Here is a 15,485-nt window from a genome sequence, read left to right as displayed (position 1 = left end):
ATGGCAAACGTGCAAAGCGGCAAAATGATCGTCGGTCTCGATATCGGCACCTCCAAGGTGGTGGCGCTGGTGGGCGAGGTTGGGGAAGACGGCGCGATCGAAATCGTCGGTATTGGCACGCATCCGTCCCGGGGCCTGAAGAAGGGCGTGGTGGTGAACATCGAGTCCACCGTGCAATCGATCCAGCGCGCTATCGAAGAAGCGCAGCTGATGGCCGGTTGCCGGATTCACTCGGCGTTCGTCGGCGTGGCCGGCAACCATATCCGCAGCCTGAATTCCCATGGCATCGTGGCGATCCGCGACCGTGAAGTCAGCTCGGCCGACCTTGAGCGCGTCCTCGACGCCGCCCAGGCTGTGGCGATCCCGGCTGACCAGCGCGTGCTGCACACCCTGCCGCAGGACTACGTGATCGACAACCAGGAAGGCGTGCGCGAGCCCCTGGGCATGTCGGGCGTTCGCCTGGAAGCCAAGGTCCACGTGGTGACCTGTGCCGTCAACGCCGCACAGAACATTGAAAAATGCGTGCGCCGCTGCGGCCTGGAAATCGACGACATCATTCTTGAGCAGTTGGCTTCGGCCTACTCGGTACTCACCGACGACGAAAAAGAGCTGGGCGTGTGCCTGGTGGACATCGGCGGCGGCACCACCGACATTGCGATCTTCACCGAGGGTGCGATCCGTCACACCGCGGTAATCCCGATTGCCGGCGACCAGGTCACCAACGACATCGCCATGGCGCTGCGCACACCGACCCAGTACGCCGAAGAAATCAAGATCCGCTACGCCTGCGCCCTGGCCAAACTGGCCGGTGCCGGCGAGACCATCAAAGTGCCAAGTGTGGGCGACCGTCCACCGCGCGAACTGTCGCGCCAGGCCCTGGCTGAAGTGGTCGAGCCGCGCTACGACGAGCTGTTCACCCTGATCCAGGCTGAACTGCGCCGCAGCGGCTACGAAGATTTGATCCCGGCCGGCATCGTGCTGACCGGTGGCACCTCGAAGATGGAAGGCGCGGTCGAACTGGCCGAAGAGATCTTCCACATGCCTGTGCGCCTGGGCGTGCCTCATGGCGTCAAGGGTCTGGGCGACGTGGTGCGTAACCCGATTTATTCCACCGGTGTGGGCTTGCTGTTGTACGGGCTGCAAAAGCAGACCGACGGCATTTCCCTGTCGGGCCCGAGCATCCGTGACAGCTACCGCAGCGACGACGAAGCCAAAGCACCGTTGTTCGAGCGGCTGCAGGCTTGGGTAAAAGGCAATTTCTAAAGATTTACCGCGACACCGCAACACCCGCAACAAGCAGTAGGCGAAAAAACTAGAGAAAATGAAAGGAGAGGGAACATGTTTGAACTCGTAGACAACATCCCCGCTAGCCCGGTTATCAAAGTAATCGGTGTCGGCGGTGGCGGCGGCAACGCTGTCAACCATATGGTCAAGAGCAACATTGAAGGCGTTGAATTCATCTGCGCCAACACTGATGCCCAGGCGCTCAAAAGCATCGGCGCGCGGACCATCCTGCAATTGGGCACAGCCGTGACCAAGGGCCTCGGCGCTGGCGCCAATCCGGAAGTCGGCCGTCAAGCCGCCCTGGAAGACCGCGAGCGTATTGCCGAAGTGCTGCAAGGCACCAACATGGTGTTCATCACCACCGGCATGGGCGGCGGTACTGGTACCGGTGCTGCACCGATCATTGCCGAAGTGGCCAAGGAAATGGGGATTCTGACCGTTGCTGTCGTGACGCGTCCGTTCCCGTTCGAAGGCCGCAAGCGTATGCAGATCGCCGACGAAGGTATCCGTCTGCTGTCTGAAAGCGTCGACTCGTTGATCACCATCCCCAACGAGAAACTGCTGACCATCCTGGGCAAGGATGCCAGCCTGCTGTCCGCCTTCGCCAAGGCTGACGATGTACTGGCCGGTGCCGTTCGCGGTATCTCCGACATCATCAAGCGTCCGGGCATGATCAACGTCGACTTTGCCGACGTACGTACCGTCATGAGCGAAATGGGCATGGCGATGATGGGCACCGGCTGCGCCAGCGGTCCTAACCGTGCACGCGAAGCGACCGAAGCGGCCATCCGCAACCCGTTGCTCGAAGACGTGAACCTGCAAGGCGCACGCGGCATCCTGGTGAACATCACCGCCGGTCCCGACCTGTCCCTGGGTGAGTACTCCGACGTGGGTAGCATCATCGAAGCCTTCGCGTCCGAGCACGCCATGGTCAAGGTGGGTACCGTTATCGATCCGGACATGCGTGATGAACTGCATGTAACCGTGGTTGCGACCGGCCTGGGTGCGAAAATCGAGAAGCCTGTGAAGGTTATCGACAACACCCTGCACAACAGCCAGGTCAGCCAGGCTAATCAGGCAGCGGCCGCTGCAGCACCTGCTCGCCAGGAACTGCCGTCGGTGAACTACCGTGATCTGGACCGTCCGACCGTGATGCGCAACCAGGCTCAGGCCGGTGCTGCTGCGTCCCGTAGCCTGAATCCGCAAGATGATCTGGACTACCTGGACATCCCGGCATTCCTGCGTCGTCAGGCCGATTAATGGAATGTATCAGGGCTATGAAGGTGATTGGTGTTCAGCAAAGGTCTGGTCTGTTATTATCGCCAGCCTTTGTTGATACCAGTTCGCAATTTGCGCTGAAGCGGTCCAAGCCATGATTAAACAACGCACCCTGAAGAATATTATCCGTGCCACAGGTGTAGGTCTGCACTCCGGGGAGAAGGTATACCTGACCCTCAAGCCCGCACCTGTCGACACCGGCATCGTGTTTGTTCGTGCCGACCTGGACCCTGTGGTGCAGATTCCTGCTCGCGCGGAAAACGTTGGCGAAACCACAATGTCGACCACACTGGTCAACGGTGACGTCAAAGTGGACACGGTGGAGCACTTGCTCTCGGCCATGGCTGGCCTGGGCATCGATAACGCCTACGTCGAGCTCTCCGCGTCCGAAGTCCCGATCATGGATGGCAGCGCTGGACCCTTCGTATTCTTGATTCAATCTGCCGGCCTGGAAGAACAGGACGCAGCCAAGAAGTTCATTCGCATTCTGCGGGAAGTGACAGTAGAAGACGGCGACAAGCGCGCCACCTTCGTCCCGTTCGAAGGCTTTAAAGTGAGCTTTGAGATCGATTTCGATCACCCGGTATTCCGTGACCGCACCCAAAGTGCAAGCGTGGATTTTTCCAGCACTTCGTTTGTAAAAGAAGTCAGCCGCGCCCGTACCTTTGGTTTCATGAGTGACATCGAGTACCTGCGCAAGCACAACCTCGCACTCGGCGGCAGCGTTGAAAACGCCATTGTGGTCGACGCGGATGGTGTACTGAACGAAGACGGCCTTCGCTATGAAGACGAATTCGTGAAGCACAAGATCCTCGATGCAATCGGTGACCTCTACCTGCTGGGCAATAGCCTGATAGGCGAGTTCAAAGGCTTCAAGTCGGGCCACGCCCTTAACAACCAGCTGCTGCGCAAGTTGATTGAGCAGACAGACGCTTGGGAAGTCGTGACCTTCGAAGATGCCAGCACCGCACCGATCTCTTACATGCGTCCCGTTGCGGCGGTGTAAGTAACAACTCTCTTTCTTTAGTTTTTAAAGGCTGCCTTCGGGTGGCCTTTTTTTATGCCTGACGAATATCCAAATGTGGGAGCTGGCTTGTCGGGTCGCCGCATCGCTGCGAAGACGGCCTGCCAGCCGACGCCAATCTGCCTGCCCCCCCACGATCCAGCTGTGGGAGCTGGCTTGCCTGCGATGACGGCCTGCCAGCCCACGCCAATCTACCTGACACTCAGCGATCCAACTGTGGGAGCTGGCTTGCCTGCGATGGCGGCCTGCCAGCCGACGCCAATCTACCTGACACCCCGCAATCAAACTGTGGGAGCTGGCTTGCTCGCGAAGGCGGCCTCGCAGTCAACACAGTTGGATTGTGTACATATCCATTCCTGCGGTAACGGCCACCTAGGGTTCCGCTCTGACAGCGGCTCACTTTTGAAAAGCGCAAAAGTAAGCAAAACGCTCTTGCCCCACCACTCGGCACCTCGCCTAGGCTCGGTGTGCCCGAACGCAGGCTTGAATCCGTGGGCCGCCGCCACGCGCCATCCATGGCGCGGGGCGGCTAACCCGGCGTCCTGCCGGGTTACCCACGAATTCAAGCCTGCGTTCGGCCAGCGTGGTTTAACGGGGCGCCTGAGATCAAGATCAAAAGCAGATCAAGATCAACGGCGACTCGCTTCGCATCGTGGTTACCGTTGAGCGCTACAGAGTTGTGTAGATACCTATGCTGCGATAGCGGTAGTGAATCCAACACTGCCATCGCAGGCAAGCCCCCACAATTGACCTCATCAGTTTGAGGTCTTTGAAACATCCATTGTCCGGTTACGGCCGCTGTGCTTGGCCTGATACAACGCTTGGTCAGCCTTGAGCAGCAGGTCTTCAAGGGAAATACGGCTGTGCTTCTGCCAGTTACTCAGGCCGATGCTTACGGTGATCGGTTGCTCGTCCCCGGCCACTCTCGGCAAGTGCTGGACCCCCTCGCGGATATACTCGGCGATCACCCACGCCCCCTCGGCGTCGGTATTGGGCAGCACTACCGCGAATTCCTCACCGCCGTAACGCGCCGCCAGGTCGGCAGGGCGGCGGATATGGCTGGCGATTACCTGTGCGACTGTACGCAACGCCTCATCGCCGCCCTGGTGACCATGACGGTCGTTGAAGGCCTTGAAGTGGTCCACATCGATCATCAACACGCTCAACGACTCGGTCGAGCGTTGTGCCCGGTCCCATTCCAGCCGCAAGCGTTCGTCCAGGGTGCGGCGGTTGGCCAGCCCGGTGAGGGCGTCGGTGGCTGCCAGTTCTGACAGTACCTGTTCCACGTGCTGGCGACGGCGCAGCTCCATGCTCAACGCCCAGGTCAGCCACAGCAGGCCCACGCACAGCACCCCGGTCGCGAGGCTAACCAACCACGCCGCACGCCGCCAGGGTGCGAACACTTCATCGCTGGACAAGGCCACCGCCACGATCAGCGGCAAGTTGCCCACATTCGAAAAACTGTAAAGTCGTGCCTGATGATCGACACTGGAAATACTTCGGAAGCTGCCGTCCCGTTCGCGCAGCATACGTGCGACGTTGGGACGTTGGCTCAGGTCCTTGTTGATGATGTCCACTTCCAGCAAAGGCTCTTGTGCCAGCAGGATGCCTTGGTGGTTAAGCAGGTTGATAGTGCTGTTGCTGCCGATATTCAGGCTGTTGAACAGCTGGTGGAAGTACGACAGGCGCATGGACGCGACGGCAACCCCCAGGAAACGCCCGTCCGGTGATGAAATGCGGCGGCTGAAAGCGATGCGCCATTGGTCATCGCACACGCAGCGGGCCATGAACGGACGGCTGATGTACAACCCCACGTCCGGATTCTTGCGGTGAACCTGAAAATAGTCCCGATCAGCGAAGTTGCCGGTCTTGGGCGTGAGCAGCGAGGAGTCGGCAAGCACCTCGCCGGTGGGGTCCAGCAACAAGACATCGCCCTTGTACGGCGCCGCAGCAGAGCGGTCGAACAGCATTAAATGGCGGATGCTCGCTGAAACATCCTGAAGGTCAGTACGCTCTGTAGCGCTAATCAAACCCTTGAGGCCCAGGTCGTAGAGCTCGACGTTACGCAGTACGTCAGCATCAATCATTTGAGTGATGGTGTTGGCGGTGCGCTTGGCCGTCTGCAGGGTATTGGCGTGTTCACGAATCAGCAGTGCCGTGACGACGCCCACGATCAGCAACACTGTCAGCGTGCTGCCCAGGATAAGCAGGCGCTCAGGGCGGCGGTTGGGGCGGGTAGGGCTTGAACTCATCGGGAATACTTCTGCGTTGAGAATGCCCTTAGCGTAGTAGCAACTCTTGAATATGGCTGTAGGAGCGAGCTTGCTCGCGAAAAACTCACAGACGCCGCGTTTATTCAGGAAGCACGCGTTATCGTTAACGTTTTTCGCGAGCAAGCTCGCTCCTACCTGTATTCAGAACACGTTGATCGGGTAATCCACAATCACACGGTACTCATCCACATCCCGATCCACTGCCGAGTAGCCGTTGCTGCCGCGGTTGGTCGCCCATTGCAGGCGCACCGCCAGGTCCTTGGCCTTGCCGCCCTGCACCACATATTTCACGTCGATATCCCGTTCCCAGTGCTTGGCGTCCTTGCCATCGGCGCTGTACCAACTGCTGTAGCCACGGCTGTTGGGGTCGACCTTGGTCAGGTCGGTCTTGCCGCTGATGTACGACACGGCAGACGTCAGCCCAGGCACGCCGAGGCCGGCGAAATCATAGGCGTACTTGAGTTTCCAGGAGCGCTCGTTGGGGCCGTTGAAGTCCGAGTACTGCTGGGAGTTGTCCAGGTACACGCTGTCGCCCTGGGTGATGTAGTCAAACGGGGTGTTGCCGTTGACCCGCTGGTAGGTGGCCGTGACGCTGTGGTTGCCCACACCTACGGTGAAATGCAGGCTGTAGGTGTTGTTGTCGATATCGCCCAGCAGCGATTGGCCGGTGTCCTGGGTGTGGTAGTAATGCAGGCCGGGGGTCAGGCTGACCAGATCGTTGAGGGCGTAGGTATATTCGAGGTCGTAGTAGTACTGGTGCCATACGTCCTTGAGTTCGGAGGCGTACAGGTTGCTGGTCAGCCCGGCGATACCGCTGAACGACACGCCGGCCCAGTCCAGGTGCTGGCTGTCGGCATTGGCCGGCAGGGCACCGTAGCTGGTGCCGATGCGACGATGGCCACTCTGGTTGTAGAGCTTGGTGAAGCTGGCCTGGCCACCTTCGATCATCCAGCCGTCAAAGCTGTGGTTGGTCAGGCTTACACCCCGGAACGTCTGCGGCAACATGCGCGTCATGCCGCCGGCGATTACCGGGTTGTTGAGGAACAGGTCGCCGGCCTTGAGTTCAGTGTCGAAGGCACGCATTTTCAAGGTGCCGCCAGCGGTAGAAAACGACCCCGGCGCCTTGCCGTTGCCGCTGCCGTAGGGAAGGATGCTGGAGCCATCAGTGCCACCGCCGCCGTCAAGCTTCAGGCCGAGCATGGCATTGACGTCCAGGCCGAAACCGACGGTGCCCTGGGTGTAGCCGGACTCGAAGGTGCCGATAAAGCCCTGGCCCCATTCCTTGCTGTCATCGGTGTGGATGTCGCGCCGGTCGCGGTTCATGTAGTAGTTGCGGGTGTTGATCGTGAGGTGTGAACCCTCGACGAAACCTTCGGCGGGCGGGGCGTCTGCCGCGTGGGCAAGCGGGATGATCGTTGCTGCGATTGCGAGGAATAACGGGGTGAACGTCAGCGAGTTCTTCACCGGTGGAGCTCCTTTGGTCAATCATGAACGGCCAGTGTCGTGGGGTGTGCCCGGCCTTTTTTCACGGCAAAAAAAAGCCGCTGAAGTCAGCGGCTTTAAGACAGATTCCCAGTGTAGAGCCCTGGAAATAAGTCGAGGGAAATTCGGGTGAGTGGTCAGCTGTCTTTGCCGTCGCGCTCATCGGTGCGTCAAAGTAACGCAGGCGAGCGGTGCGATACAGAGTGTAACAAGATAATAACTATTGCCCAAACCGCAACAGTTGACCTCTGGCGTGGACCTTCAAGCTATCGATTGATTTGCCTACAGTTGTACGGCTTTACTCTGAGTAGTACAGAAAGGTCTGACAGCTCTTTGTAGCTGCGTGGGTAAGAGACCTCTCGATTTCCTCCGCACCATTGAAGTGCTAGATCACAGCTTCCTAGGATTACGTCTTGTCTCAGGCGTATTACAAGGATGCCCTCATGCCCCGTCAAAGTGACCTGCGTTACACCTTCGAACCGCTGCGGGGCGATCCCTTCGAAGTGGTCTCGTTCACCCTTGAAGAAGGCTTGTCCCAGCCCTTCAAACTCGAACTGGAACTGGTCAGTCACCACCCGGCCATCGACTTCTACCGCATGCTCGACCTGGCCGCCGTGTTCACCATTTGGCGCGACGACACTCCGGTACGCTACGTCCATGGCCTGGTCAGCCTGTTCCAACAGGGCGATACCGGTTTTCGCCGAACCCGCTACACCGCCGTGGTCGAACCGACTCTGAAGCGTTTCGATCTGCGCTCCAACTGGCGCATCTTCCAGGCCCAGACCGTGCCAGACATCATCACCAGCATGCTGGCCGAGCACAAACTGACCGACATCCGCAGCGAAATCTGCTTCGAACACCAACCCCGCGAATACTGCGTGCAGGCCGGTGAAACCGACCTCGACTTCATCGCCCGCCTCGCCGCCGAAGAAGGCCTGCTCTACACCTTCGAACACCGCGCCGACGGCCACACCCTCGTGCTCACAGACCGCGTCGGCGGCCTCGGCACCATCGGCACCCACACCGACTGCCCGGTGATCTACCAGCCCATGGGAGGTGGCGACTCCAAGGAGCCAGCGTTAAACCGCTTCCACTACACCGAACAAGTGCGCACCGCACGCCAGGTGCAGCGCGACTACACCTTCACACACCCGCGCTACGACCAACAGCACACCGCCACCGGCGACCAGGACTTGAAAAACCAGCACAAGGACTACGAACGTTACGACTACCCCGGCCGCTACAAACGCGACATTGCTGGCAAGCCCTTCACCAAGACGCGCCTAACGGCGCTACGCAACGACGCCAAACTGGCCCATGTCGAAGGCGACGATGAACGCCTGCAACCGGGGTTGGCCTTCGACCTCAACGATCATCCCCGCGAAGACTTCAACGACCGCTGGCGCACCATCGCCATAAAACACGAAGGCAAGCAGCACACCAGCTTGCAGGAAGAATCGTTCGGCAGCGGCCTCGGTACCTCTTACTCGTTGAAAGCCAGCGCCATCCGCTGGACCTCGGACTGGAAAGCGCCGCTGCCCCCCAAACCCTGCATCGATGGCCCGCAGATCGCCACGGTAGTTGGCCCGCCGGGGGAAGAGATCTATTGCGATGAATGGGGCCGGGTCAAGGTGCAGTTTCCATGGGATCGTGCGGACAAAAACAACGACCACAGCTCGTGCTGGATCCGCGTCACCCAAGGCTGGGCCGGGGCGACCTGGGGCTCCATCGCGATCCCGCGCGTAGGTCAGGAGTTAGTGATCAGCCACCTGGACGGAGATCCTGACCAGCCGATCGCCACTGGGACCGCCTACAGACAGACCAACCTGCCGCCCTACGAGCTGCCCAAACACAAGACGCGGATGACCATCAAGAGCCGCACCCACAAGGGCGAAGGTTTCAATGAGCTGCGCTTTGAGGATGAGCTGGGCCAGGAGGAGGTGTTTATTCATGCCCAGAAAGATCAGAACACCATCGTCAAGAACAACCAGACCCAATCCATTGGCGCCGACCGAAGCAGCCAGGTCGGCCAGGACGAAACCATCACTGTTGGCCGTACCCGCATGCGGGTGGTGAAGGCCAACGACACGTTGAAAGTAGGCGGCAGCAAAAGTGACTCGGTCGCCGACGAATACACCGTCGAAGTGGGCAACGCGTTACGCCTGAAATGCGGCAAGACGGTGATCGAATTGCACGCCAACGGCACCCTGAATATCACCTGCGAGAACTTCAATATCACCGGGTTGAAGTCCGGCCAAATCAACACCCCCGACGGCATGTTGGATCTCAATGTGGAAGGTGGTACCGCTGCCGTTGCGGCTGACGGGCGAGCTGCCAGTGCGCTCCAAGACCAAGCGAACAGCCACTTCCAGCAGGACTGAGACTCCGATCACTGACCTGTATTTCCCCAAACAAGGAACACCTGAATGGCCAGATACCTGACTCAGGATCTCAACGTCGATCTCGGCGATGAGATGCCCGAAGACACCACGCTGAACATGCTCCAGTTTCGCGAACGGCAAACGACCTTGGTCATCGCTCGCAGTGCGCTGCCGGAGCACCAGACCTTGGATGAGGCTTACGCGTTTCAACTGGACTTGCTGCACAAGCGGCTCGCTGCGTTGACCTGCACTGACCCAGTAACCGTTTTTATTGGGAAAGACAAGCCAGTCGAAGGTCGCGAAGCCGTGCTCCAGTTTACGCACGCAAACAAGCCGATGTACCAGCTTCAGTTGGCCTGCCAACTGCCTGGGCAACAACGCCTGCTGGTCCTGAATTACAGCAAACATAGCGCGCTTAGCGAAGCAGACATCGGCCATTGGCGCGCGATCAAAGACAGCCTGCACTTTGCCTGATCAGGTCACTCATTCCATTTGCCTGCACGCCCGTTAAGCAAGGAGCACATACCAATGGCGCAGAACGTACACGCCGCCAGGGAGGGAGACGCGATCCTTCACCCACCACTCGCTGCAGAGCTGATGAGCGCATTGGCAGAAGCGGTTGTCTACGCCGCAGCTACCGCTCTTGTTGCGGCGGCTATCGCCGGTACTGTTGTCGCGGTTGTGGGTACGGGCGGTGCGGCGGCAGTACTTGTCCCTGTGATTGCTGGAGCACTGGTAGGCGGTGCCAGCATGATTCCAATAGGCGACAAGAGCATTGGTGAAGCCATCACCGATGGGTGTGATTCACTCGCCAACAGCGTGTTCCCGGCAGAACCTTTCGGCAAGATTGAAAGCGGCTCGCAAAATACCCACGTCAACGGAAAACCCGCTGCTCGGGCCGCTGGACGCAGCTCAGAGGGTGGCAGCGAGGACGCTTCCGAAGAACAGGCAGAACCGTCATTTCTGGACAATATCGGCGCAATGGCGATGTCCGCCGCGCCCATGCTCATGCCGGTACTCGGGCTGGGCATGGCGATCTACGACATCTTCAACCCGCCGGTCACCACGCCAGCAGCCCCGGGAACACAACCGGCAGACCAAGATGAGATCACTTGCGAACGCCATCCGCCCATGCCGATTGGCTACATCGCGCAGGGGTCCAGCAAGGTCTTCATCAACGGGCAGCCTGCCGCCCGAGCCGGCGACAAGACCACGTGCGATGCAACCATCGACAGCGATGCCAATGTGTCTCCCAACGTGCGCATAGGTGGCGAGCCACTGACCGTGCGGGATATCCGCAATGGCAAAAGCAAAATTGCGCAATTCACCGGCATGGTGGCCGGCATGTTGATCTCACGCAAAATCAAGCTTCGGCCGCGACCGAAGGGCAGCCCCAAACCGCAGCCACGCATCCGTCCGTGCAAAGGCAGCCCGGTGATTGTTTCAACCGGAAGCAAAGTGCTGGGAGGACCGGAGGATCACGACTTCACCTTGCCGGGGTTGCTTCCCATTGAATGGGCCAGAGGTTATGACAGCAATGACCTGCGCAGCGAAGGCCTGTTCGGCATGGGCTGGAGCGTGCCCTACGAAGTGGAAATCCTGCGCGTGCCCCACCCCGAGGGCGGCGAGTTGTGGATCTATGTCGATGACGAAGGCACCCGCCTGGAACTGGGTCGGCTAAAGGCGAACGATGCCTTTGTCAGCGTTCTCGATGGGTTAGCGTTCTTTCAACTTGAAGACGGACAGACCGTGGTCGAGGACATCTACACCGGTCTCTACCAAGTCTTCCAGACTGACCCGCACAACCCGAAACGCTCACGCCTGATCAAGCTGGGTGATCGCAACCTGAATACCGTAGGGCTTTTCTACGATCAGACAGGTCGGCTGCACTACGTGTGCGACGGTTTGAGCCGAACCACCATCCGACTGAGCTATGACACGCAGCACCCGAAGCGGGTCAGCCAAGTGGAACGGCTCTATATCAGGCTTGGCGATGATCCGCAGATCGAACACACCGAAGTCCTTGCCAGCTATCGCTATACCCAAAGCGGCCAACTGCAGGAGGTGCTCGATGCCACCGGCCAGGTCTTGCGTAGCTTCACCTACACGGCGCATGGCTACCTCGGTAGCCACACCCTGCCCAGTGGCGCGACTCGACAGTATCAATGGCAACGTTTCGAAGTTCTTGCGCAACGTCCTCAATCAGTGCGCGCAGATGGCAGCCTCTGCAACTTCCCTCCGCTGCTGGAGCCTCTGCCTGACCATGAGTGGCGCGTCATTCGCCATTGGGGCAGTGATGGCGAAGACTACCGCTTCGATTACGACCTGGAAAAAGGCGAAACCCGCGTTACCGACAGCCTCGGTCGCCAGGACCATTACTACTGGGGGCCGTTCTACGAGATTTACAAACACATCGACCCCATGGGCCATTGTTGGCAAGACGATGTACTGGCCGGCCAACTGCTCAAGAGCATCGACCCACAGGGCGGCGAATGGCAATACGGCTACGACGAACTCGGCCGTCTGATCGAGACCCGCGACCCACTGGGTCGCTACGAACGGGTCCGTTACACCCGCCACTGGGCGTTACCCCTGAGCATTACCGACGGCGCCGGGCGCACTCAACGTTTCGGTTATGACAGCCAGGGCAATCTGCTGTGGGAGCAAGATCCTCTCGGCCGAAAGACCCATTATCGTTACGACAGCCAAGGCCAAGTCCAATGCATCCTCGACCCGCTGGACAAGCACAAATACCTGCGCTGGAACGCCCATGGACAGTTACTCAGCTACCGCGACTGCTCCAACGCCGAAACCCACTACCGCTATAATCGGCGCGGCCAACTCAGCGAAGCTATCAATGCCCGTGGCGAACACACCCACTATCGGTATGACACCCGCGGCTACCTGATCGAAAGCCAGCGCCCGGACGGCCGCATCGACCGCTACGATATTGACGCCGCCGGCCACCTCATTGCCTATACCGACCCGGCCCAGCGCATCACCCGCCTGCGTTACGACCACAGTGGCCGGCTAATCCGCCGGATTGACGCCCTCGGCCACAGTGTCGAGTTTGGCTACGACGCCTATGGCCGCCTGCTGCACTTGAGCAATGAAAACCGCGAACGCTACCGCTTCGAATGGGACGTGCTGGACCGCCTGCTGGCCCAGCAGGACCTGGATGGCAGCGGGCGCATCTACCAGTACAACCCGTTGGACGATGTCACCGCCATCCACCACATCCCCGCGCCGAATGCCGAACCTGAGCTGGATGGCAAGGACAGCGCCGAACCGCACAGGCCACTGGTACATCATTTCGAGCGTGACGCCCTCGGCCGCCTGATCCGCAAACGCACCGACGATGGCATCACCGAGTATGCCTACGACAATGCCGACAACCTGCTGGCGATCAACTTCACCGACATACGAGGTGACCAGCAGCGGCTCGACTACACCTACGATGCCCTCGGTCAACTGCTCAGCGAAACCAACAGCGCCGGCCTTTTGCAGTACGACTACGATGAACTGGGCAACCTGCAAACCCTGACCCTGCCCGATCAGCGCCAACTTAACCACCTGTACTACGGCAGCAGTCACCTGCATCAAATCAACCTGGGCGGCCGGGTGATCAGCGATTTCGAGCGCGGCGCATTGCACGACGAAGTGCTGAGCACTCGCACGAGCTAGAGCAAAGGTAAACTGTTCAGCGAACGCAGCTATACCGGCAGGGTGATACCAAACGTATTGCCACCGCCCTCACTGCGCACAAACACATCCCCCCCATGCATCAACGCAATCGCCTTGACGATCGCCAGCCCCAGCCCGTGATTGGCCCCGCTGTTGCTGCGCGAGGCATCCACGCGGTAGAAACGTTCAAACAGGCGTGGCAAGTGTTCGCTGGCAATCGCATCGCCGGGGTTGGTCACGCCAATCGCCACCTGGTGTGCCTGCACCTGGATATGCACGTCGATAATCTGCCCGGGTGCGGTGTGTTGCACGGCATTGCTCAGCAGGTTGATCAGCGCACGCCGCAGGTGGGCCTTTTCGATCTGCACCAGGGCATCGCCGTCCACGCGCACCTGAACCTGGGCGTCTTCGAGGATAAAATCCAGATAGTCGAGGGTGGTGGCCACTTCATCGGCCAGGGAGCATTCGATCAGCTTGGTGGCTTTGCTGCCCTGGTCGGCGCTGGCAAGGAACAGCATGTCGTTGATGATCGAGCGCAGCCGTTCCAGCTCTTCCAGGTTCGATTGCAGCACCTCGAAATAGTGCTCGGCCGAACGCCCGCGTGTGAGCGCGACTTGGGTCTGGCCGATCAGGTTGGTCAGCGGCGAGCGCAGTTCATGGGCCACGTCGGCGTTGAACGATTCCAGGCGCGAATAGGCTTGCTCCACACGGTCGAGGGTGGCATTGAACGAATTGACGAACAGGCTCAATTCCGGCGGCAGCGGCGACAGTTGCAAGCGCCCGGAGAGTTTGGGCGGGGCGAGTTTCTGAGCCTCATCGGAGAGTTTTTCCAGTGGCTTGAGGCCGATACGCGCAACCCAGAAGCCCAACAGCGAGGCCAGCACCACACCGACCAGCGCCAGGCTGATCAGCGCGACCAGCAAGTGATGCTGAGTGGCGCGGAAGTTTTCGGTGTCGATGGCGATCATAAAGCGCAACGCCGGGCGCTGGTCCTTGGCCGCAAACTGGCTGACCAGCACCTTGAAGGGATAAGCGTGGCCGGGCAGGCGCAGGTCGCGCTTGCCTGCCGGGCCCTGTGCAAAGGCGCGGATTTGCGCATCCGGTTCGCCATATTCATAGCTCGGGTCGCTGCTGACCACCCAGAATCGAATGCGTTTGTCCTCTTCCCCCAACAGCTTGAGCTTGGCCTTTATCTTGACCCAATGCTCCGGCGTGCCGAAGCGGTTCACCGATGACTCCAGCACGCTGTAGCGCGCATCCAGTTCGGCCCCCGGCAACAACCCCAGGCCGCGATCCACTTGCTGGTACAGCGCGCCGCCGATCAACACGAAGATCAGCAGCGCCACCAGGGTAAACATGCCGCTCAGGCGCAGGGCGATGGAGTTAGCGACCACTTTGGTTTTCCAGTATGCGGTTCTCCAGCACATAGCCCATGCCGCGAATGGTGTGCAGCAGCTTGTGTTCGAACGGCCCATCGAGCTTGGCGCGCAAGCGCTTGATCGCCACTTCCACCACGTTGGCATCGCTGTCGAAATTGATGTCCCAGACCATCTCGGCGATGGCGGTCTTGGACAGTATCTCGCCCTGGCGCCGCGCCAACACGCTGAGCAGCGAGAACTCCTTGGCGGTCAGGTCAAGGCGTACACCGTTGCGACTGGCCTTGCGGCTGATCAAGTCAATCCACAGGTCGGCAACGGTGACCTGCACCGGCTCATGGCCGCCGCTGCGGCGGGTCAGGGCTTGCAGGCGCGCCACCAATTCAAGGAACGAAAACGGCTTGCCCAGGTAATCATCGGCGCCTTCGCGCAGGCCGCGGATACGGTCTTCCACGCGCTCGCGGGCGGTGAGCATGATCACCGGCGTCTGCTTGCGGGCGCGCAACGCTCGCAATACGCCAAAGCCGTCCAGGCCGGGCAACATCACATCGAGCACGATCACCGCGTACTCATTCTCCAGCGCCAGGTGCAGACCCTCGACGCCTTCACGTGCCACGTCGACGGTATAGCCTTGCTCCGTCAGGCCGCGGTGCAGGTAGTCTGCGGTTTTTTCTTCATCTTCAATAATCAGGACGCGCATGAC

Annotated in this window: 10 protein-coding genes; 6 read left to right on the top strand and 4 right to left on the bottom strand. The window is 59.8% G+C overall.

Features of this window, described 5'->3' with window-relative positions; genetic code table 11:
• The 3 genes from ftsA to lpxC all read left to right on the top strand — a co-directional run bounded on the left by ftsA (position 1) and on the right by lpxC (position 3,568).
• On the top strand, positions 1 to 1,263 hold the full coding sequence (ftsA, locus tag TX23_RS06805; protein WP_003188682.1) for a cell division protein FtsA: 1,263 nt from the start codon (positions 1 to 3) through the stop codon (positions 1,261 to 1,263).
• Positions 1,264 to 1,338: 75 nt separating this feature from the next.
• Positions 1,339 to 2,544: a cell division protein FtsZ gene (gene ftsZ, locus TX23_RS06800; RefSeq protein ID WP_005784951.1), complete on the top strand. Its 1,206-nt coding sequence runs from the start codon at positions 1,339 to 1,341 to the stop codon at positions 2,542 to 2,544.
• Between the two features lie 112 nt (positions 2,545 to 2,656).
• A complete protein-coding gene (lpxC, locus tag TX23_RS06795; RefSeq protein WP_003171886.1) occupies positions 2,657 to 3,568 on the top strand; it encodes a UDP-3-O-acyl-N-acetylglucosamine deacetylase in 912 nt (303 codons plus the stop codon).
• Between the two features lie 773 nt (positions 3,569 to 4,341).
• Here the strand turns inward: lpxC and TX23_RS06790 are convergent.
• Positions 4,342 to 5,838, bottom strand: a complete 1,497-nt coding sequence (locus TX23_RS06790; RefSeq protein ID WP_057701549.1) for a diguanylate cyclase — start codon at positions 5,836 to 5,838, stop codon at positions 4,342 to 4,344.
• A gap of 162 nt (positions 5,839 to 6,000) precedes the next feature.
• Positions 6,001 to 7,323 (bottom strand): OprD family porin, encoded by a 1,323-nt coding sequence (locus TX23_RS06785; protein ID WP_057701548.1) that lies wholly within the window; start codon positions 7,321 to 7,323, stop codon positions 6,001 to 6,003.
• A gap of 461 nt (positions 7,324 to 7,784) precedes the next feature.
• Here TX23_RS06785 and TX23_RS06780 point away from each other — a divergent pair, with 461 nt between their 5' ends.
• From TX23_RS06780 to TX23_RS06770, 3 genes are read left to right on the top strand one after another with little or no spacing between them, the layout of a single operon-like run.
• A complete protein-coding gene (locus TX23_RS06780; RefSeq protein ID WP_034126342.1) occupies positions 7,785 to 9,722 on the top strand; it encodes a type VI secretion system Vgr family protein in 1,938 nt (645 codons plus the stop codon).
• A gap of 45 nt (positions 9,723 to 9,767) precedes the next feature.
• The gene (locus TX23_RS06775; protein ID WP_057701547.1) at positions 9,768 to 10,196 is read left to right on the top strand and encodes a DcrB-related protein; all 429 of its coding nucleotides are present in this window, start codon (positions 9,768 to 9,770) and stop codon (positions 10,194 to 10,196) included.
• A 54-nt stretch (positions 10,197 to 10,250) separates the two neighbouring features.
• Positions 10,251 to 13,406 carry a PAAR domain-containing protein gene (locus tag TX23_RS06770; RefSeq protein ID WP_082629581.1) on the top strand — a complete coding sequence of 1,052 codons (3,156 nt, stop codon included), beginning with the start codon at positions 10,251 to 10,253 and terminating at the stop codon, positions 13,404 to 13,406.
• A gap of 29 nt (positions 13,407 to 13,435) precedes the next feature.
• Here the strand turns inward: TX23_RS06770 and TX23_RS06765 are convergent, their stop codons facing one another.
• Together TX23_RS06765 and TX23_RS06760 are read right to left on the bottom strand one after the other, a co-directional pair.
• A complete protein-coding gene (locus TX23_RS06765) occupies positions 13,436 to 14,800 on the bottom strand; it encodes a heavy metal sensor histidine kinase (protein ID WP_057701545.1) in 1,365 nt (454 codons plus the stop codon).
• Entirely contained in the window at positions 14,790 to 15,482 is a 693-nt protein-coding gene (locus TX23_RS06760) for a heavy metal response regulator transcription factor (protein ID WP_057701544.1), read from the bottom strand. Before TX23_RS06760 ends, TX23_RS06765 begins: the two co-directional genes overlap by 11 nt.
• Positions 15,483 to 15,485: the final 3 nt, after the last annotated feature.

The sequence above is a fragment of the Pseudomonas paralactis genome (genome assembly GCF_001439735.1).
GTDB classification, from domain to species: domain Bacteria; phylum Pseudomonadota; class Gammaproteobacteria; order Pseudomonadales; family Pseudomonadaceae; genus Aquipseudomonas; species Aquipseudomonas paralactis.
Note: the sequence above shows the minus strand (reverse complement) of the source record. Positions and strands in the feature narration are given on the sequence as shown.